General features: G+C 73.4%; 16 protein-coding genes. 8 read left to right on the top strand and 8 right to left on the bottom strand.

Features of this window, described 5'->3' with window-relative positions:
• Positions 1-103: 103 nt before the first annotated feature.
• Together ACYVKZ_RS07070 and ACYVKZ_RS07065 are read left to right on the top strand one after the other, a co-directional pair.
• Positions 104-1,555 (top strand): MFS transporter, encoded by a 1,452-nt coding sequence (locus tag ACYVKZ_RS07070; protein ID WP_460991366.1) that lies wholly within the window; start codon positions 104-106, stop codon positions 1,553-1,555.
• Positions 1,556-1,715: 160 nt separating this feature from the next.
• Positions 1,716-2,951, top strand: coding sequence for an MFS transporter (locus tag ACYVKZ_RS07065; protein WP_460991364.1), 1,236 nt, complete (start codon positions 1,716-1,718; stop codon positions 2,949-2,951).
• A gap of 138 nt (positions 2,952-3,089) precedes the next feature.
• Here ACYVKZ_RS07065 and tgt read toward each other — a convergent pair whose 3' ends face one another.
• Positions 3,090-4,409 carry a tRNA guanosine(34) transglycosylase Tgt gene (gene tgt, locus ACYVKZ_RS07060; protein ID WP_460991362.1) on the bottom strand — a complete coding sequence of 440 codons (1,320 nt, stop codon included), beginning with the start codon at positions 4,407-4,409 and terminating at the stop codon, positions 3,090-3,092.
• Between the two features lie 133 nt (positions 4,410-4,542).
• On the opposite strand from tgt, the gene ACYVKZ_RS07055 reads away from it, so the two are divergent.
• The 3 genes from ACYVKZ_RS07055 to mctP all read left to right on the top strand — a co-directional run bounded on the left by ACYVKZ_RS07055 (position 4,543) and on the right by mctP (position 8,165).
• Positions 4,543-5,919, top strand: coding sequence for a serine hydrolase domain-containing protein (locus ACYVKZ_RS07055; RefSeq protein ID WP_460991360.1), 1,377 nt, complete (start codon positions 4,543-4,545; stop codon positions 5,917-5,919).
• 147 nt (positions 5,920-6,066) lie between these two features.
• Entirely contained in the window at positions 6,067-6,507 is a 441-nt protein-coding gene (locus ACYVKZ_RS07050) for a DUF3311 domain-containing protein (protein ID WP_460991358.1), read from the top strand.
• Positions 6,504-8,165 (top strand): monocarboxylate uptake permease MctP, encoded by a 1,662-nt coding sequence (gene mctP, locus ACYVKZ_RS07045; protein WP_460991357.1) that lies wholly within the window; start codon positions 6,504-6,506, stop codon positions 8,163-8,165. Before ACYVKZ_RS07050 ends, mctP begins: the two co-directional genes overlap by 4 nt.
• A 35-nt stretch (positions 8,166-8,200) precedes the next feature.
• Here the strand turns inward: mctP and ACYVKZ_RS07040 are convergent, their stop codons facing one another.
• The 3 genes from ACYVKZ_RS07040 to ACYVKZ_RS07030 all read right to left on the bottom strand — a co-directional run bounded on the left by ACYVKZ_RS07040 (position 8,201) and on the right by ACYVKZ_RS07030 (position 10,838).
• Positions 8,201-9,448 (bottom strand): DUF6707 family protein, encoded by a 1,248-nt coding sequence (locus ACYVKZ_RS07040; protein WP_460991355.1) that lies wholly within the window; start codon positions 9,446-9,448, stop codon positions 8,201-8,203.
• 96 nt (positions 9,449-9,544) lie between these two features.
• Positions 9,545-10,084, bottom strand: a complete 540-nt coding sequence (locus ACYVKZ_RS07035) for an NUDIX hydrolase family protein (RefSeq protein WP_307112694.1) — start codon at positions 10,082-10,084, stop codon at positions 9,545-9,547.
• A 10-nt stretch (positions 10,085-10,094) separates the two neighbouring features.
• Positions 10,095-10,838: a VOC family protein gene (locus ACYVKZ_RS07030; RefSeq protein ID WP_460991354.1), complete on the bottom strand. Its 744-nt coding sequence runs from the start codon at positions 10,836-10,838 to the stop codon at positions 10,095-10,097.
• 180 nt (positions 10,839-11,018) lie between these two features.
• Here ACYVKZ_RS07030 and ACYVKZ_RS07025 point away from each other — a divergent pair, with 180 nt between their 5' ends.
• Complete coding sequence (locus ACYVKZ_RS07025; protein WP_460991353.1) at positions 11,019-11,609, top strand: YdeI/OmpD-associated family protein; 591 nt, start codon at positions 11,019-11,021, stop codon at positions 11,607-11,609.
• A 31-nt stretch (positions 11,610-11,640) separates the two neighbouring features.
• On the opposite strand, the gene ACYVKZ_RS07020 is transcribed toward ACYVKZ_RS07025, so the two are convergent.
• A complete protein-coding gene (locus ACYVKZ_RS07020) occupies positions 11,641-13,587 on the bottom strand; it encodes a glycogen debranching N-terminal domain-containing protein (RefSeq protein ID WP_460991352.1) in 1,947 nt (648 codons plus the stop codon).
• A gap of 160 nt (positions 13,588-13,747) precedes the next feature.
• Here ACYVKZ_RS07020 and ACYVKZ_RS07015 point away from each other — a divergent pair, with 160 nt between their 5' ends.
• Positions 13,748-14,449, top strand: coding sequence for a phosphatase PAP2 family protein (locus ACYVKZ_RS07015; RefSeq protein ID WP_460991351.1), 702 nt, complete (start codon positions 13,748-13,750; stop codon positions 14,447-14,449).
• Between the two features lie 3 nt (positions 14,450-14,452).
• Positions 14,453-14,788 carry an acylphosphatase gene (locus tag ACYVKZ_RS07010; RefSeq protein WP_307007270.1) on the top strand — a complete coding sequence of 112 codons (336 nt, stop codon included), beginning with the start codon at positions 14,453-14,455 and terminating at the stop codon, positions 14,786-14,788.
• Positions 14,789-14,806: 18 nt separating this feature from the next.
• Here ACYVKZ_RS07010 and ACYVKZ_RS07005 read toward each other — a convergent pair whose 3' ends face one another.
• From ACYVKZ_RS07005 to ACYVKZ_RS06995, 3 genes are all read right to left on the bottom strand, one after another.
• Entirely contained in the window at positions 14,807-15,598 is a 792-nt protein-coding gene (locus tag ACYVKZ_RS07005) for an MBL fold metallo-hydrolase (RefSeq protein ID WP_460991350.1), read from the bottom strand.
• Between the two features lie 189 nt (positions 15,599-15,787).
• Positions 15,788-16,936 (bottom strand): ABC transporter ATP-binding protein, encoded by a 1,149-nt coding sequence (locus tag ACYVKZ_RS07000; RefSeq protein WP_460991349.1) that lies wholly within the window; start codon positions 16,934-16,936, stop codon positions 15,788-15,790.
• Entirely contained in the window at positions 16,933-18,537 is a 1,605-nt protein-coding gene (locus tag ACYVKZ_RS06995; protein ID WP_460991348.1) for an ABC transporter permease, read from the bottom strand. Before ACYVKZ_RS06995 ends, ACYVKZ_RS07000 begins: the two co-directional genes overlap by 4 nt.

Here is an 18,537-nt window from a genome sequence, read left to right as displayed (position 1 = left end):
GTCCGCCCCCGAGACTACCCGCTCGGGCGAAGACTTAAGGAAGTGTTAGGAATGGGCGCCCCAGCTTGGGCTGTGAACGCGGTCACGCCTAGCGTCCTAGTCCATGAGCATTGCACACCAGGGGTCTGCGGGCAGCGCTGCCCGGACCCGGCGAGCCGTCGCCAACACCCTGAAAGGGTCAGCCGGAAACCTCATCGAGTGGTACGACCTGTACGTCTACGCGGCGTTCTCGGCGTACTTCGCGACCTACTTCTTCAGCAGCAAGGACCCGGTCCAGGCGCAGATCGACGCCTACCTCACCTTCGCCCTGACGTTCCTCATGCGCCCGGTGGGCTCGTGGTTCTTCGGCCGGTACGCTGACCGCAACGGCCGCCGCGCGGCACTCACGCTGAGCGTGTCCCTCATGGGCGTGGGGTCGCTCCTCGTCGCCGTGATGCCCGGCGTCGCGCAGATCGGCATGTGGTCCACGGTCCTGATGTACTTCTCCCGCCTGCTCCAGGGCTTCTCGGTGGGCGGCGAGTACGGCACGGCCGCCACGTACATGTCCGAGGTCGCCACGTCCAAGCGCCGCGGCTTCTTCTCGAGCTTCCAGTACGTGACCCTCGTGGGCGGCCAGGTCCTGGCCCTGCTGACCCTCGTGGTGCTCCAGTCGACCCTCGGCGACGCGGACCTGAAGGCCTGGGGCTGGCGAGTGCCGTTCGCGATCGGCGCGGTCGCCGCCCTGATCGTCCTGTGGCTGCGCCGCACCATGGACGAGACGATCTCCAAGGAGCAGGTGGCCGCTGCCAAGGCCGCCGCCGCGGCGTCCGAGGCGCGCGGCGAGCGCGGCGAGTTCGAGGCCGTCGAGCCCGGAACCCTCAAGCTGCTCTTCACGAAGCACTGGAAGCCGTTCGTCGTGGTCGTGTTCCTCACCATGGGCGGAACGTGCGCGTTCTACCTGTACACCACGTACATCCTCAGCTTCATGAACAGCGTGTCCCACATCCCGAAGACGCAGACCTCGGTCATCAACTTCTGGGCCCTGTTCGTCTACATGATCCTGCACCCGCTGTTCGGCCTGCTCTCCGACAAGATCGGCCGCAAGCTCCAGCTCATCGTCTTCGGCGTCCTCGGCGCGATCTTCACGTGGCCGATCATGTCCACGCTCGCCGGCGTCAAGGACCCGGTCATCGCGTTCTGGCTCATGCTGGCGGGCCTCATGATCGTCATCAACTACACGTCGATCAGCGCTATCGTGAAGGCCGAGATGTTCCCCGCCTCCGTCCGCGCCCTCGGCGTGGGCCTGGGCTACGCCGTCGCCAACTCCCTCTTCGGCGGGACCGTGCCGTTCATCGGGGCGTGGCTCTCGAGCGCCGGGCACAAGGAGTGGCTGTTCACCTACGTGACGATCACGATCGTGATCTCCCTCGTCGTGTACATCTTCTTCCTGCCGTCCCGCCGGCAGGAGACGCACCTCGACCGGGACCTCACGCCCGTGGACCCCGTCTCTGCGGGCGTCGGGAGCGCGCCGGCCGGCGCGGACGACGCCGGGCACTCGCCCTCGCGCCTCGCCTAGCCTGCGCCACCACGATCCGTCCTGTGCCTGCGGCCGCTGGGGGCCGCAGGCACAGGACTTCCACCTGGCGGGAGGGCCGCCGTCCTCCGAGGACCGGCGCCTTCCCGGAGACTGAGATGCAGGAGACCCCCGCGCCGTCGCCGTGATACGAACGAGAGTGATGAGCCCCCGTCCCCAGCCCCCCGCGGAATCCTCGCCCCGTCAGACCGGCCATCCGAGGGCCGCCGCCGCGTGGCTCCTCCTGGTCTCGATCGGCCTCATCGCGCTCACCATGCGCGGCCCCTTCGTGGCGGTCGCCCCCGTGGCCAGGGCCCTCGAGGGGGACCTCGGGCTCTCCGCCGGGGAACTCGGCCTGCTCACCGGCATCCCCGTGCTGTGCTTCGCCCTCGCCTCGCCGCTCGCGTCCCTGTGCGCCCGGCGTTTCGGGGCCGAGATGGCCGTGACGCTGACCTTGGCGGGAGTCCTCGCCGGCGTCCTCATCCGGTCCCTCGACGGCACCGCCGTGGTGATGCTGGGCACCGTGGTGCTCGGGGTGGCGATCACGGTCGGCAACATCGCCGTGCCCTTGATCATCCGGCGAGACTTCACCCAAGCCCGCCAGGGGATGGCCATGGGCGTGTACACCGCGGCGCTCAACGTCGGCTCGTTCGTGACGTCCGTGGCCACCGCGCCGCTGGCCGCGGCGACCGGCTGGCGCGTGGCCTTGGCCGCGAGCGCCCTCTTCGCGCTCGTGGCGCTCATGGTCTGGGTCGCCGCGGTGGGGCTGCGCCGGGCCCTGCGGCCGGAGGGGGCCCCGGCCGCGCCCTCGGACCACGCCGCGCCGCGGGCGCGCCGCACCGGCGCGGTCACCGTGGCGCTCGCCTTCGGCTTCGGCGGCCAGGCGTTCTCGTACTACGGCATCACCGCGTGGCTGCCGAGCCTGCTCACCGACGAACTGGGGCTCAGCGCGGCGGGCGCCGGGGCCGGGGCCTCGCTGTTCCAGATCATGGCCATCCTCGGCGCGCTCGGCACCCCGCTGCTCGCCCGGTACGCGGGCTCCCGCGCCACCGTGGCCACCCTGGGCATCCTCTGGCTCACCGTCCCGCTCGGGCTGCTGCTGGCGCCCGGCCTGTGGGCCCTGTGGAGCTCGCTCGGCGGCGCCGCGCAGGGCGGGGGCATCACCTTCATCTTCACGGCGATCCTCACGGTGGCCCCCGACCAGGCCGCCGCCGGGCGGATGTCCGCGCTCGTGCAGGGAACCGGGTACGGCGTCGCGGCCGTCGCCCCGACCCTGCTGGGGGGCATCCACAGCGCCGCCGCGTCCTGGACCCCGCCGCTCGTGGCGGTGCTCGTGGCGGTCATCGCCTTCTTCGCCGGCACCGGCGCGGCCGTGGTCCTCGCCGCCCGCGGCCGCTGAGGCGACCGGACCACTAGGCGGCCGGACGACGGCGGGTGGCCGCCCGCCGTCGTCCGCCCCGCCCCGTCTGAAAGTCACCTCCTGCGGGCCGAACCGCCGGGAAATGACTCCCAGAAGGTGACTCCCAGAAGGTGACTCTCAGACGGTGGGGGCGCTGCCGGTGGGGGAGCCGTAGTAGCGGCCCAGGGTCTCGGCCTTGAACTCGTAGAAGGTGCCGTCCTCGATCGCCCGGCGCGCGTCGTCCACCATCCGCACCACGAAGCGCTCGTTGTGGATCGAGATGAGCGTGTGGGAGAGCATCTCGGAGGCCTTGTACAGGTGCCGGATGTACGCGCGCGAGTAGTTCGCGCACGTGTAGCAGTCGCAGCCGTCCTGGAGCGGGCCCCAATCCCGCTTGTACTTCGCCCCGGAGAGGTTGAGCCGCCCCTCGGCCGTGTAGAACGCCGAGTTGCGGGCCACGCGGGTGGGGGAGACGCAGTCGAAGGTGTCGGCGCCGGCCTCGATGGCCACGAAGATGTCGTCCGGCTCGGAGATGCCCAGCAGGTGCCGGGGCCGGTCCTCGGGCAGCACCTCAGAGCACCACCCCACGATCGTGCCCAGGTTCTCCTTCTCCAGCGCCCCGCCGATCCCGTACCCGTCGAACGGCATGGCCCCGAGGTCGGTGCAGGCCTTGCGGCGCAGGTCCTCGTACTGGGCGCCCTGGATGACGCCGAACAGGGCCTGGTACGGCTTGCCGGCGCGCGCGTCGGTGAGCCGGAAGTGCTCGTCCACGCAGCGCTGCGCCCACAGCCGGGTCCGCTCGAGCGCCTCCTCCTGGTAGCCGCGGGAGTTGTGCAGGGTGGTGAGCTCGTCGAAGGCGAACATGATGTCCGCGCCGATCTGGTGCTGCACGTGCATCGAGATCTCGGGGGTGAAGCGGTGCCGGTCCCCGTTGAGGTGGCTCTTGAACCACACGCCGTCGTCGTCGATGTGGGCGAGGCGCTCCTTGCCGGGCGCCACCGCGTCGTCGGCCCCGGCGTGCTGGGGCGCGTCGGGGCCCTTCATGTCGATGACCTTCTTGAAGCCCGAGCCCAGGCTCATCACCTGGAACCCGCCCGAGTCCGTGAAGGTGGGGCCGGGCCAGTTCATGAACCGCCCGAGCCCGCCGGCCTCGTCGAGGATGTCCGCCCCGGGCTGCAGGTAGAGGTGGTAGGCGTTCGCGAGGAGGGCCTGCGCGCCGAGCTCGGCCATGGACTCGGGCAGCACGGCCTTGACGGTGGCCTTGGTGCCGACGGCGATGAACGCCGGCGTCTGGATCGTCCCGTGCGGCGTGGTGATGGTGCCGGTCCGGCCGAGTCCCACAGCGCCGCCGGGGCCTTCGAGGCGGGTGCCGACCTCGAATCCGAACTCGGACTGGCGGGGGTGGCCGGCCTGCGCGGCGGCCGGGGCCTCGGGGGCGGCGGGGACGGAATCTGGCACCTGTACAGTCTGCCACCGCCCCGTGCGGCGGCGTCACGGGCGGCCCGCGCATAGCACCCGCACAGGCTCCCCGCGTACGGTAGGGAACCGACGGAGCGAGACGCCTCAGGGGGCATTGAAAGGGGCGACGACCATGGCACCACGGGGGGACCGCCGCCGGCTCCCGCGCGTCCTCGGCCGCTCCCCACGCGTCCGACGCCGGCGGCTCGCCTTCCTCGGGATGCTCGCCGCGCTGCTGGTCGCGGGGCTGACGGCCGCGGCCGGGCTCGGCCCCGGCGTGCTGCGCGCCACCGAGGCGTCCGCCGAGAAGGCGCACCCGCAGGCGCCAGCGGCCTCCGCGGCGCGCCCGTCCGGTCCCGCGCCAGCGCCGGCCGCCTCTGCCCCGCCGTCGCCCAGTCCCGCGGCACCGTCCAGGCCCGCGCCGCTGCCCATCCCCGCCCAACCCGCCTGGCAGGAGATGCCGGCCTCCATCGCGGGGACCGTCTCCCAGTTCGTCAGCAGCCGGGGTGCCGCCGGCGCAGCCGTGGCGGTGTCTACGGGCACCGGCGCCGTGGCCCGGGCACGGTACCTGGCCACCGTCGGACAGGCGGCGGACGGCACCCCGTGGTCCGCGGACATGCGCTCGGCCTTCCGCAGCATCACCAAGAGCTTCGTGGGCACGGCCGTCCTGCAGCTGGTCGCCCAGGGCAGGCTCGGCCTCGACGACCCGGTCGCGAAGTACGTGCCCGCGGTGGCCGGCGTGCAGTACGGCGGCGTCCCGGTCGGCGGCCAGATCACGGTCCGGCAGGCCCTCTCGATGCGCACGGGGCTGCCCGAGTTCTCCAGCACCCAGGGGTTCTCCGACCAGCTCAACTCCGCCTACACGGGTGCGTTCACCGACGACCAGCTGCTCGGCTACGCCTTCGGGCAGCCGCTCAACTTCGCCCCCGGCGCCCAGTACGAGTACAGCAACACCAACTCCGTGCTCCTGGGGAAGGTCATCGAGGCGGTCACGGGCAGCCCGTGGGACCGCGAGCTCCAGTCCCAGGTCCTCGGCCCCCTCGGGCTCACGTCCGTGGCGTACTCCGGGGACCAGGACCCTGCGACGCCCGTCGCGACGCCGTACCAGACCACGAGCGCGGGCCTCGAGAGCCTCGCCCAGGTGAGCCCCTCCATGTACGGTGCCTCTGGGGGCTACTTCGGCTCGATCTCGGACCTGCTCACGTGGGGCCGGGCGCTCGGGTCCGGCTCGCTCCTGCCCGCGGCCCTGCAGAAGGAGCGCCTCACGTCCGTCTCGAATCCCGCCAACGATCCGGGCAGCCCCGAGTACGACGGCTACGGCCTCGCCGCAGGCAGCCTCGACGGCTGGTGGGGACATACCGGGACGGGCCTCGGCTACGAGTCGCTCACCATGTACCAGCCCAGCACGGGCACGACCGTGGCTATCCTCATCAACACCCAGCTGGACAGCCCCAACGGGCCGGCCGAGCTGTTCGAGCAGCTCCAGCCGGGCCTCGCCGCACTCGGATAGGGCCAGGACTCCCCGAGCGGAAAGTTCTGCAACGAAACCTTCCTTCCGCGGCCCCTCCTGCGGTACAAATACGCCGGGACCTGCGAAGACGTCCGGCGACCCCGCGCATCGGCGACGGCCCACCGGAGGCGACCAAAGGAGGCCACGTTGTCCGAGTCCAATGCCCCCACCCGCGACACCCCCACCCGGGCGCCGGCCAGACCGGTGCCGTACGCAGTGGCGGGGATCCTCCTGGCCGCCGCGATCGTGCTGCCGCTCATGCCGCAGATGTACTCCTTCGACCAGCCGCGGCTGGGCGGCATGCCCTTCTTCTACTGGTACCAGCTGCTGTGGGTGCCCATCTCGGCCGCGCTCAGCGGGATCGCCTACTGGCTCGTGACCGCCGAGGACCGCCGGCGCCGCGGGGCGGCCCGCACGGGCGCCACCGCCTCCCCGGCCGGCCCGGCCGGGACAGGCAGTCCGGGCAGTCCGGGCGGGACAGCCAGTCCCGGCGGCCCAGCCGGCCCCGACACCGGTGGGCGGGGCAGCGGCGGCCGCCACGCGGCGTCGTCCGACGAGGCAGACAGCGAAGGAGGTGAGCCGCTATGAGCAGCCGTCCCATCGACTGGCCCGCACTGATCATCGTGATCCTGCTGTTCGCCATCGTGGCGGTCATGGGGTTCATGGCGGCGCGCTGGCGCCGCTCGAAGGAGGAGACGGGGCTGCACAGCCTCGACGAGTGGGGCCTCGGCGGCCGCGGGTTCGGCACCTGGATCACCTGGTTCCTGCTCGGCGGCGACCTCTACACGGCCTACACCTTCGTGGCCGTCCCCGCGGCCATGTGGGCCACGGGGTCGGTGAGCGGCTTCTTCGCGGTGCCGTACACGATCGTGCTGTACCCGATCATCTTCATCATCATGAGCCGGATGTGGTCGGTGTCCCACCGGCACGGGTACGTCACGAGCGCGGACTTCGTGGGCGGGCGCTACGGGAGCCGCTGGCTGTCCCTCGCCGTGGCGGTCACCGGCATCGTCGCGACCATGCCGTACATCGCGCTCCAGCTCGTGGGCATCAAGGCCGTGCTCACGGTCCTCGGGCTCGGCAGCGCGCAGAACGCGTTCCTGACCGACCTGCCGCTCATCATCGCGTTCGTGGTGCTCGCCGCGTACACGTACACGTCCGGGCTGCGCGCGCCGGCCATGATCGCCGTGGTGAAGGACCTGCTGATCTACCTGGCCGTGATCGTGGCCGTGATCTACCTGCCGATCAAGTTCGGCGGCTGGGACGCGATCTTCGGTGCTGCCCAGACGAAGCTCGGCACCGTCAGCCAGGCGACGGGCAAGCCCGCGGGCGTGTTCATCCCCACCGGCTCGAGCTACTCGGCGTACTGGACGCTCGCGCTCGGCTCGGCGATGGCGCTGTTCATGTACCCGCACTCGGTCACCGGCGTGCTGGCGTCGAAGGCTCGCAACACGATCCGCCGCAACGCCGCGATCCTGCCGCTGTACTCGCTCATGCTCGGGTTCCTCGCGCTGCTGGGCTTCGTGGCCATCAAGGCCGGAACCAAGCCCGTGGACCTCGACGGCTCCACCAACCCGCAGCTCGTGGTGCCGCAGCTGTTCTTGGACCACTTCCCCTCGTGGTTCGCCGGGATTGCACTCGCGGCCATCGCGATCGGGGCGCTCGTGCCCGCGGCGATCATGTCCATCGCCGCGGCGAACCTGTTCACCCGCAACATCTACCGGGACTTCTTCAAGCCGGACGCCGATCCCAAGACGGAGGCCAATGTCTCCAAGATCGTCTCCCTCGTGGTCAAGGTCGGGGCGCTCATCTTCGTCATCGGCATGGACCAGTCCGCGGCCATCAACATGCAGCTCCTCGGCGGCATCTGGATCCTCCAGACCTTCCCCGCGGTGGTCGGTGGCCTGTACACGCGGTGGTTCGACCGGTGGGCGCTGCTCATCGGCTGGGCCGTGGGCATCATCTTCGGCACCGTCTCGGCCTACAACGTGGTCAATCCTGTCACGCACGCGCACTTCGGCGGTTCGACCGCGGCGTTCCCCGGGACGAACTTCACCGTGTACATCGCGATCTCCGCGTTCGTGCTCAACCTCGTCGTCTCGGTGGTGCTGACGCTGCTCCTGCGGCTCTTCAAGGTGCCCCAGGGAGCGGACGAGACGCGGCCCTCCGACTTCGGCGCGGACGAGACCGATCCCAAGGTCAAGCAGATCGAGGCCACCGCCGGCCCCACCGGTCCGTTCGCGTAGGCACGCCCTGCGTGGGGCGCCCTCAGGGGCGCCCCTTACGGGCGGACGGCGCCGAGCTCCACGTCGATCCGCCGGTCCAGCTCCTCCTGCGTGAACACGGTCGAGCCGCCGTGGGCACGCAGGTGGAGGAGGCCAGCCAGGCGGAGCATCCGCCACGCGCGCTCCTCGGCGTGGTCCTTGGAGGCCGCCGCGCGGGAGACCTCCTTGTCGTAGAGGTTCGGTGCATTGAGGGCGCGCTGGCGCACCCGCTCGGCCATGCGGGCGCGGAAGGGGTCCGTCTCGGCTGTGTCCGGGGTGCGGAGCAGCTCGCCGTAGCCCTCGGCCCGCTCCGCGTCGCCCTCCTTCCGGGCGAGGTGGGCGGCCAGCCCCAGCGCGGACTCGATCGAGGCCCAGCGCGCCGGGTTGCCGTCGTAGGGGAGCACGGCGAGCAGGTCGGCGACCTTGAGGGCGTTCTCGGTGTCGTCCTGGCCCACGTAGAGCTCGAAGGCGAGTTCGCGCAGGTCTGCCAGGCACGCGCCGGACTTGACGTTGATGCCCTTCGCGAGGCGCCCGGCGAGCTCGTTGACGGCGTGCCGGCCGGGGTGGGCGGCGTCGATGGCGCGCATGAGCTCCTCCGGCTTCTCGTCCAGAGCGGGGATGCGGGCCAGGAGGTCCGGGCGGAGGTTGGACGCGGCGGCCGGGGCGGCGCCCGGCACGACCACCACGTCGCCCGTCTCGAGCGTGATCTCGGACGGCCCGCGCAGCGGGGCCTGGGGCACGGCCGCGGGGGAGGCACCGGCGGCCGGCGGCTCGGTGGCGTGCGGCTCCGTGGAGACGAGGACCTCGGTCTCGGTGCGCGCGGGCGCGGAGTCGGTGCGGTAGGCCCCCGTGCCGCCGGCGTCCAGGGCGGCGGGGGCGTCCGGGGCTGCCGGGGCGGCAGGGCCCCGGGCACCCGGCCCAGCAGGCCCGGAGGGCGCTCCGGCGGCGGAGTCCCCGGCGCCGGCGGACCCGGCGGAGTCCCGCCCTGCCCCGGCGAACAGCAGGTCCGCGGGGCGGCCGCCCTTGCCCCGGGCCACGCGGACGCGTGTGCCGTGGGCGACCCGCAGGTTCAGGTCGTTGTCGAGCACCGCGAAGTAGAGCGCGGGATGGCCGTAGTCGTCCAGCACGGTGTCCACTTCGAGGACCTCGGCGCTGCCCTCGCCGTCGGGCAGGAGCAGCCGCTGGCCGTGCTTGAGCTCGTGGGCGTCGATCTCGTGGAACTCGGGGGTTCCGGGCCGCTCGTGCGGTCCCGAGCTGTGGTGCATCTGGGTCCTCCGTGGTGGCTTTCGGTCCGCTCCCACCCTATAAAGGATTGGTAACGACCGCCCACAGGCGCGCGGGGGCCGGGCGGAACCGGAGGGCTACGGGGCGATCCCGGCGAACGCCAGGGCCTGTCGCACGAGCTCCCCGCGGCCGCCCACGAATTCCATCTGGACCGGGCCGCTGAGGACCTCGGCGGGGGACATCCACGTCAGCTCGAGGGCGTCCTGCCGCGGCTGGCACTCGCCGGTCACGGGGATCACGTAGGCCAGCGCGACGGCGTGCTGGCGCTCGTCGGTGAAGCCGGTCTGCGACGGCGAGGGGAAGTACTCCACCACGGTGAACGGGACCGGGCTGACGGGCAGCTGCGGGAACGCGAGGGTGCCGAGGTCCTTCTCGAGGTGGCGCAGCAGCGCCGCCCGGATCGTCTCCTTGTACAGCACGCGGCCCGAGACGAGGCTGCGCATCATGTTGCCCTCGTCGTCGGCCTGCAGCAGCAGCCCCACCTCGTTGACGTACCCGAGGGGGTCCAGGCGCACGGGCACCGCCTCGACGTACAGCATCGGCAGCCGGTTCCGCGCCTCGTAGAGGTCCTCCGGGGAGAGCCAGCCGGGATACGGGTCGGGGGTGCGAACTGCCATGCCTACTGTTCTACCGTATCTCGGCTCCCGTGGTGGGGCCCGCCGCCAGGATCGTGACGCCGCGTCCGTCCGGGGTGGGAATCCGTACGCGCACGACGCCGCCCGGCCGGCTCCCGCCCTCGGCCTCCTCGACAGTGACCTCCTCGGCGGTCCAGCCGGCCAGCGCGAGGCGGGGCATGAGCTCGCTGCGCCGCCCGGAGTATTCGAGGACGAGGCCGCCGGCCGAGGCGGCGTCCGCCGTGACCGCGGCGATGACCCCGCCGTTCTTGGCGGTGAACTCGCGGGCGGTGGCGGGGCCGAGCAGCGGCTCCGGCCGCGGCCGGGCGCCGATGGCGGCGAGGGCCGCGGCGGCGCCGTCGAGGTCGGGGGTGTTCCACTCGAGCCGCACGGTCATGTCCGGATCGGCATCGACGGGGCGTCCGGCGTGCGAGGTGGGCTCGGCGGTGAACCCGAAGCCGTCCGGCCCCGTGATCCGCACCCGAGGGCCGCCGGCGGAGTCCTCGAGAGCCGCCAGGCCGCCGTCGTCCGCCGTGCGGCGGGCGAATTCCTGCGGGTCCCGGACCTCGACCCCGAACACGGTGGTGCCGTCCTGCGGCGAGCCCGGCTCGGCCGAGCGGAGGCGCACCCGGCCACTGTGCGAGTCGAGCACCGCCCAGCCCTCGCCCTCCTCCCCGGGCACGAGGCCGAGGTCGAGCAGGAGCCGGCGCAGCTCCGGCAGCGCGGACGTGTAGCGGGTGGCGAGGACACGCAGCATGGGGACTCCCTTCGCGGCAGGTGCCCACCATCCTCCCACCTCCCGCCACCCCGCCCCCTCCCGTTTCGGGTACGCATCTCGCGGCCCCTCCTCGGTCTCGGGTACGCATCTCGTCGCGATTCCGGCATTGCGGGTACGAGCGCCTTGCGCCCCCGCCCGCTCTCGGAGAGGGTAGGCCGCATGGCCCCCGAGCTTCCCGAACTCGTTGTCCCCGACGCCGCCGCGTGGCGGTCATGGCTCGCCGAGAACCACCGCGAGAGCCCGGGCGTGTGGCTCGTCCTGCACAAGAAGGGCGGGACCGTGACCGGGCTCGCCTACGAGCCGGCGGTGCTCGAGGCGCTGTGCTTCGGCTGGATCGACGGCCAGCTCCGGGCGCGGGACGCGGAGAGCTCGGCCATCCGGTTCACGGCGCGCTCGCCCAGGAGCCGATGGTCGCAGAGCAACGTGGAGCGCGTGGCCCGGCTCGAGGCCGAGGGACGCATGACGCCGGCCGGCCGGGCAGCCGTGGACGCGGCGAAGGCCGACGGCCGGTGGGAGGCGGCCTACAGCGGCGCGGCCTCGGCCGAGGTCCCCGCGGACCTGGCCGCGGCCATCGCTGCCGTCCCCGAGGCCCAGGCGATGTTCGACGTCCTCACCTCGACCAACCGCTTCGCGCTGATCTACCGCACCACCTCGGTGAAGCGGCCCGAGACGCGGGCCCGGAAGATCGCCGAGTTCGTGGACATGCTCGCCCGGCAGGAGACGGTCTACCCGCAGAAGAGGCGGCCCTGACCCGGCCGGCGCAGGGCCCACGGCCTCCGGTTCAGGACCCCAGCGCCCGCGCGACCACCGCGGCCGAGGCCGCGCTCCACGCCTGGGGCCGGCACGCCGCCGGGTAGGCGAGCGCGCACGCCGATTCGGCGGACCCGACGCCCGAGAACAGCTCGGGCAGCGACCCGCCGAGCGATTCCGCGGCCCGGACGAGCCCCCGCGCCACCGTCGCCGCCTCGGCCCGGAAGCCCTCGGCGAGCATCCCGCGCACCGCGATGGCGGTGTCATGGCTCCAGACCGACCCGCAGTGGTAGCTCAGCGGCCAGTATCCCGCCGCGGCCGTCGAAAGGGTCCGGATGCCGTAGCCGCTGAACAGCTCGTCCCCGAGGAGCCGGTCCACCACGAGGCGCGCCTCGTCCGCGTCCAGCAGCCCCGTGCCGAGCAGGTGGCCCATGTTGGACCCGGGCACGTCGAGGGGGGTGCCGCCGCCGTCGAGCGCCATCGCCGGGAACCTCCCGGCGCCGTCCTCCACCCAGAACGACTCCCGGAACCGTGCACGGATCCCGGCCGCGAACTCCCGCAGCGCCGCCGCCTGGGCGCGCAGGCCCTCGCCGCCGCCCGGCCCGCGCAGCTCCTCGAAGAGGGCGGCGGCCTCGAGCGCGGCCTGGTGCGCGTACCCCTGCACCTCGGCCAGGGCGATCGGCCCCTCCGCGCGGCGGCCGTCGCGGAACTGCATCGCGTCCGCCGAGTCCTTCCAGCCCTGGTTGCTCAGCCCGTGCCCGGTCTCGTCGCGGTACGCGAGGAACCCGCCTGGCCCAGTGGCGGAGGCGAGGAGCCAGTCTGCTGCGCGCCGCGCGGCCGGCAGCAGCGCGCGCACGGCGTCCGGGGCGCGCCCGGTCCGGGACAGTTCTCCGGCCAGGCACAGCCACAGGGCGGTCGCATCGACGGTCCCGTAGTAGACCGGGGGCAGCCGGAGTTGGTCCCCGCCGGGTCCATGGTCCACCACGAGCTCGCTGGCCCGGATCTCGTGCGGGATCTTGCCCGGTTCCTCCGCGGACTCCGGGACCCGCTCGGAGCCCTGGTACGCCGCGAGCGCGCGCAGGGTCCCGGACGCGAGGGCGGTGTCGCGGGGGAGCAGGAGCCGGGCCGACCACAGCGAGTCCCGCCCGAACAGGGTGAAGTACCAGGGCGCCCCGGCGGCGAGGAAGGGCGCGTCGGGAAGCCGCGTCGTGGCGAGCCGGAGGCCCGCGAGCTGCTGCAGGGAGGTGGCCAGCAGGCGGCCGACGGCGCCCGGCCGGCTCTCCGCCCCGTCCTCCTCCGCGCCGCCCGGCGCCGCACGCACGACGGCGTCCGCGTCCTCGAGCGCGACGCTCCACGACGCGCGGAACGGCTTCCCGCGGCCCAGCACCGCAGACCACACGAGGGCGGGGTGGCCCGAGGGGAACCCGTCCGTGTCGTCGGAGTCGCGGTCGATCGAGGTGGACACGCTTGCCCCCTCGGTGCCGGGGGCGGCCACGGCGCGCCGGCCGCCGCGCTCCCAGGCCAGCCGCCCGGCGTCGTGCGCGGGTTCCACCGGATCCCCGGGATGCCCCACGCGCACGGCGGCCATCGGGGCGAAGTCCGCGCCGAGGTGGACCGCGAGCGTGCAGTCGAGCTCGGGCAGGGACGTGCTGAGCTCGATCGTGTGCCGCACGGTCCCGGGCTCCACGGTCCAGGTCTGGACCACCCGGACGGCGGGATCGAGGGTTGGCCCGGCGATGTTCCTGGCGAGGCCGTCCACGGTGACGCGTGCGCCGGCGGCGGAGACGCCCACTGGCTGCGGCTCGGTGCCGTTGACGGTGACGGCCGCGTGGTCCAGGAACCGGGTGTCGGCGTGGAAGATGCCCGTCAGGCCGGCCGGGTCCGGGGCGAGGCGGCCCTCGGCGCTGAGCCACAGCTGGGTCGGGGCGGCGACGGCGACGTGCTGGCGGTGCAGGGAGGGCTGGAGGGGAGCGCTCATGCGAGCCACGCTACCGCCGGAGCCGCCGGGCGGGACAGGGCGGCACAGCGCCGGGCGGGACAGCGCCGGGCGGGAGCGGACGGGACGCCGCCCGCCGACTCCCAGCCGGGGCCGAGCTTCTTCCCGGTCATCTCCCACGCGTCCGCGCGAGACTGGGAGAATGCTCAAGGTCACCGCTTCCGCCCGGCGCGCCCTGGCCGCCGCGCTGGCGGCGGCGGGCCTCATCGCGTTCGGCTGGCTGCTCGAGTCCGTGGCGGGGAACTGGAGCCTCGCGGACCTCGACTGGCCGGTGCTGGACGGGCTCGCGGCCCACCGCAGCGGTCCCGCGACCGCGGCGGCGCACGCGCTCAGCGCCGCGACCGGACCGGCGGCCGTGCTGGCGGCGTCGGCCGTGGTCGCCGCCGTCTGGGCAGTGTGGCGCCGCGAACTGTGGCGGCCCGCCCTCCTGGCGGGCGCCTCGCTCGCCGACTTCCTCCTCGTCATGGGGGCCCGGTACTGGGTGGGCAGGTCCCGACCGCCGGCGTGGTTCGAGGCCGTCGGAGGCAACGAGGGGCCCGCGTTCCCGTCAGCGCATACGGCCGGCGCCGCCACCCTGCTGTTCGTGGGCCTCTATCTGGTCTACTCGCGCCGCTCGAGCACCCGCGGGCTGCCCCTCGCAGCCCTGGGCGCGGGCGTCCTCGTCCTCGCCGTCGCTGCGAGCGACCTCTACCTGGGCCGCCACTGGCTCACGGACGTCGCCGCGTCCTTCTCGATCGGGGCAATCGTGCTCGCGGCGGTGCTGTGGGTGGACGCCCTGAGGACGCCGGAGGGAGGCCGGGGGAACGCCGCGGTGGCGGCCTCCCGGGCGCCGGCGGACACTTGAGGCATGTCGATCTTCCGGCGCCGCGGCCCGCACAGCACCTCCGGCACCGCGGGGACGCCTGAGCCGCCCGAGGCCCGGCTCAGCGCCACGGTCTCCGGCATGGTGCAGGGGGTGGGATTCCGCTTCCGGACCCTCGGGCAGGCCGAGCGGCTGGGCCTCGTGGGCTCGGCCGGCAACCTCCCGGACGGGACCGTCGAGGTTGTCGCCGAGGGTGCGCGGGACGGCGTCCAGGCGATGCTCGACTGGCTGCGCTCCGACGAGGCGCCCGGTCGGGTGGACGAGGTCCGGGCCAGCATCGGCCCGGCCACCGGCGAGTTCTCGGAGTTCAGCCTGTTCTGAGCGGCCGGTCCCGCACGTCTATCCGTGCAGGTAGTCCAGCTGGGCGGCCACCGAGTTCTCGGCGGCCCGGCGTACGCTCGCGTCGACGTCCGCGTATACGGCGTCGGTCACCTGCGCCACCGTGGCGCCTCCGCCCAGCTCCGCGAGCGCGGCGCGCACCTGGTCGAGGCGCTCCTCACGGTGGGCGAGGTAGGCGCGCGCTATGCCGGCGAGGTCGGGGAGCACCGGACCGTGGGCGGGCAGCACCGTGGCGGGGCCCAGGGCCTCGAGCCGGCGCAGGGTCGCGAGGTAGTCGCCGAGCCGCCCGTCGGGGAACATGATCACCGTGGTGCCGCGGCCCAGGATCGTGTCGCCCGTGAGCACCGCGCCGTGCTCGCCGTCGTTGGGGAGCGACAGGCAGATCGAGTCGGCCGTGTGGCCCGGGGTGGCGAGGACCTCGATCCGCACCCCACCGGCCTCGAGGCGCTCGCCGTCCTCGAGCGGTCCCGCACCGCGACACAGTGCGGCGTCCTTGGCCCGCACCGGGGCGCCGGTCATGCGGTGGAACTCCCCGGCGGCCTCGGTGTGGTCCGGGTGGTGGTGCGTGAGCACCACGAGCTCGACCCGCCCGGCGCCGGCCAGCTCGGCCAGATGCTCGGGGTCGAGGGGGCCCGGGTCCACGACCACCACCGACTCGGAGTCCGGCGCCGCGATCACGTACGAGTTCGTCCCGTCGAGGCTCATCGGCCCCGGATTGGGGGCGAGGCGGTACCGGGTGAGGGCGGAGCTGCGGACCCAGCGGGTCGCGGGGGCGGTGACGTCGTCGGCCATGCCTTCAGCGTAACCCGGCGCACGACGCCGCCCGCTCGCCTCGGGTGGGCCGCCCGCGGGAGGCGGGCGCTCGCCGTCGTACCCGGAAGGCCGGAAGGGCGGCGAGATGCGTACCCGGAACCGGAGAAGGGCGACGAGATGCGTACCCGAAACGGTGAGGGGGCGAGGGGCCGGTCAGTCGGGGGCGGGTCAGTCGAGGGGGAAGGCCACGCCCTCGCCGATGACTTTGAGCGCGAGGTCCATGCCGGCCCGGGCCATGGCGGCGTTCCAGTGGCGGATGGTGATGACCTCGCCACCGCCGGGGATGCGCGGGTCCGCGGGGCGCTCGCGCAGCTTGATGCGCACCGAGGACTCGGGGCCGAAGTAGTCCCAGTCGAGCACGGTGCCGTGGATGCGCGAGTCCGCGGCGATGCGGATCTGCTCGGGGCGCAGCATGATCTGCACGCGGCCCTGCGCGGGCGGGCGGCGGACGGGGATCGCTCCGAGGGAGCACATGGCCAGCGAACCCTCGAGCCAGGCGTCGAGGATCACCGCGTCGCCGAGGAACTCGGCCGTGGCGCGGTCCGCGGGCCGGGTGTAGACCACGAACGGGTTGCCGATCTGGGCGAGCCGGCCGCCGCGCATCACGGCGACCTGGTCCGCGAAGGAGAGGGCCTCGGCCTGGTCATGGGTGACGAGGATTGTGGTGACGCCGGCGTGGTGCAGAACCTTGCCGATCGCCCTGCGGGTGGCGACCCGGAGGCCGGCGTCGAGCGCGGAGAACGGCTCGTCCAGGAGCATGACCTCGGGCTCGCACGCCATGGCCCGGGCAAGGGCGATCCGCTGCTGCTGGCCGCCGGAGAGCTGGTGGGGGCGGCGCTTGGCGTACGCGGGGTCGAGGGCCACCATGTCCAGCAGCTCCTCGACCCGCTCCTGGACCGCCCTGCGGCCGCGGAACTTCTCCCGGTCCAGCCCGAACGCGACGTTCTGCCCGACGGACAGATGCGGGAACAGGGCCCCGTCCTGGGCGACGTAGCCGATGTTGCGCCGGTGGGCGGGCACCCACGTGCTTCCGGCGACCTCCTTGCCGTCCATGAGGATCCGGCCGGTGTCGGGCGCCTCGAACCCGGCGATGAGCCGCAGGAGGGTGGTCTTGCCCGAGCCGCTCGGGCCCACGATGGCGGTGGTCCCGCCCCGGGCCACGGAGAGGTTGATGCCCTTGAGCACCTGCTGGCGCCCGAAGTCCTTCGTCACCTCCTCGATGTCGAGGTGGTGGTCCGCGGTCTGGGCGATCTGCGGGGCCACCCGCGGGCTGGGGAAGCGGGCCGCCGCGGCGGGCGTGGGGGTCTGTTCGGTCACTGTCCGGCTGCTTTCTTGGACTGCTGGAACAACAGGTACGTCATGGGGGCGGAGAGCGCGATCATCACGAGCGCGTACGGGGCCGCCCTGACGTAGTCGATCTCGCTCGTCAGGGCCCAGAACTCGGTGGCGAGCGTCCTGGTGCCCAGCGGGGAGAGGAGCAGGGTGGCCGTGAGCTCGTTGACCACGGCGAGGAACACGAGCGCGGCGCCGCCCGCGGCGGCTGGGGCCACGAGCCGCAGCGTGACGCGCGCGAACGCGAACAGCGGAGGCTTCCCGAGGGCCTGGGCGGCCTCCTCGAGCTCCTTGGGGGCCTGGGCGAGGCCCGCCCGCAGGTTCACGAGCGCGCGCGGGAGGAAGAGCAGCACGTAGGCGGCCACGAGCAGGCCCGTGGTCTGGTAGACGCCCGGGATGACGCGCAGCGCGACCGTCACGAACGCGAGCGCGAGGACGATCCCGGGCATCGAGCTCGTCACGTAGTTGGACAGCTCGAGCCCGCGGGAGAGCCATCCCGGGAACCGCACGGCGAGGAACGCGAGGGGGAAGGCCACCACGGTGGTCACGATGGCGCCGAGCAGCCCGAGCCACAGGCTCGAGCCGAGCGCCCCGGCCAGGTCCGCCGTCTGCCAGATGTCCGCCCCGCCCTGGGCGGCCCAGGTCACGGTCATCCACAGCGGCACCCCCACGGCGAGGACGGCGACCCCCAGGAGCGCCAGCTGCGCGGGCAGCTGCCACCTCCCGAGCCCGAGGCGGGTCGGGGTGGCCTGGGCGCCGGAGCCGATGCGCGCGTACCGGGCGTTGCCGCGCACCCGCGCCTCGGCCACGAGGAACACGAGGCAGACCGTCACCAGGACGGAGGCGAGCATGTTGCCCGCGGCGCCGTTGAAGGTCGAGCGGTACTGCTCCATGATCGCCGTCGTGAACGTGTCGAAGCGGATCATCGCGAAGGCGCCGTACTCGGCGAGCAGGTGCAGCGCCACGAGCAGCGCCCCTCCGGACACCGCGATCCGCAGCTGGGGCAGCACCACGCGGAAGAACGTCCGCCACGCGCCCAGCCCCAGGGATGCGGCGGACTGCTCGATCGCCGGGTCCATCCGGGAGAGCGTGGCGGCCACAGGGATGTACACGAGCGGGTAGTACGAGAGCGTGGCGATGAGGACCCCGGAGAACACCCCTTCGAGCCGCGGCACCGCGGACACCCAGGCGTACGAGTTCACGAACGCCGGGATGGCCAGCGGCGCCGCCAGGACCACCGCCCAGACCCGGTGCGCCCGCAGCGCGGTCCGCTCCACGAGCCACGCCCCGCCCACCCCGAGCACGATGCACAGGGGCACCGTGATGAGCGCGAGCAGGAGCGTGTTGCCGAGCAGCTCGAGGGTGCGCTCGCGGAAGATGAGCGCCGCCGCGGTGTCCCAGCCGGTGCTGACGGTCATGAACGCCACGAACCCGAGCGGGATCAGCGACGCGGCGGCGACGAGGCAGGCGGCCAGGACGACGCCGAAGGGCGGGCGGGGGCGCTTGCCCTCGCCCGCCTCCGGGGTCGCCCCGCTCGGCACCGGGAGCCCGGTGACGGCGAGGGCGGCGGCTGGGGCGGATTCCAC

This window comes from Sinomonas soli (genome assembly GCF_054782415.1).
This window is presented reverse-complemented; position numbering and strand designations above follow the sequence as displayed.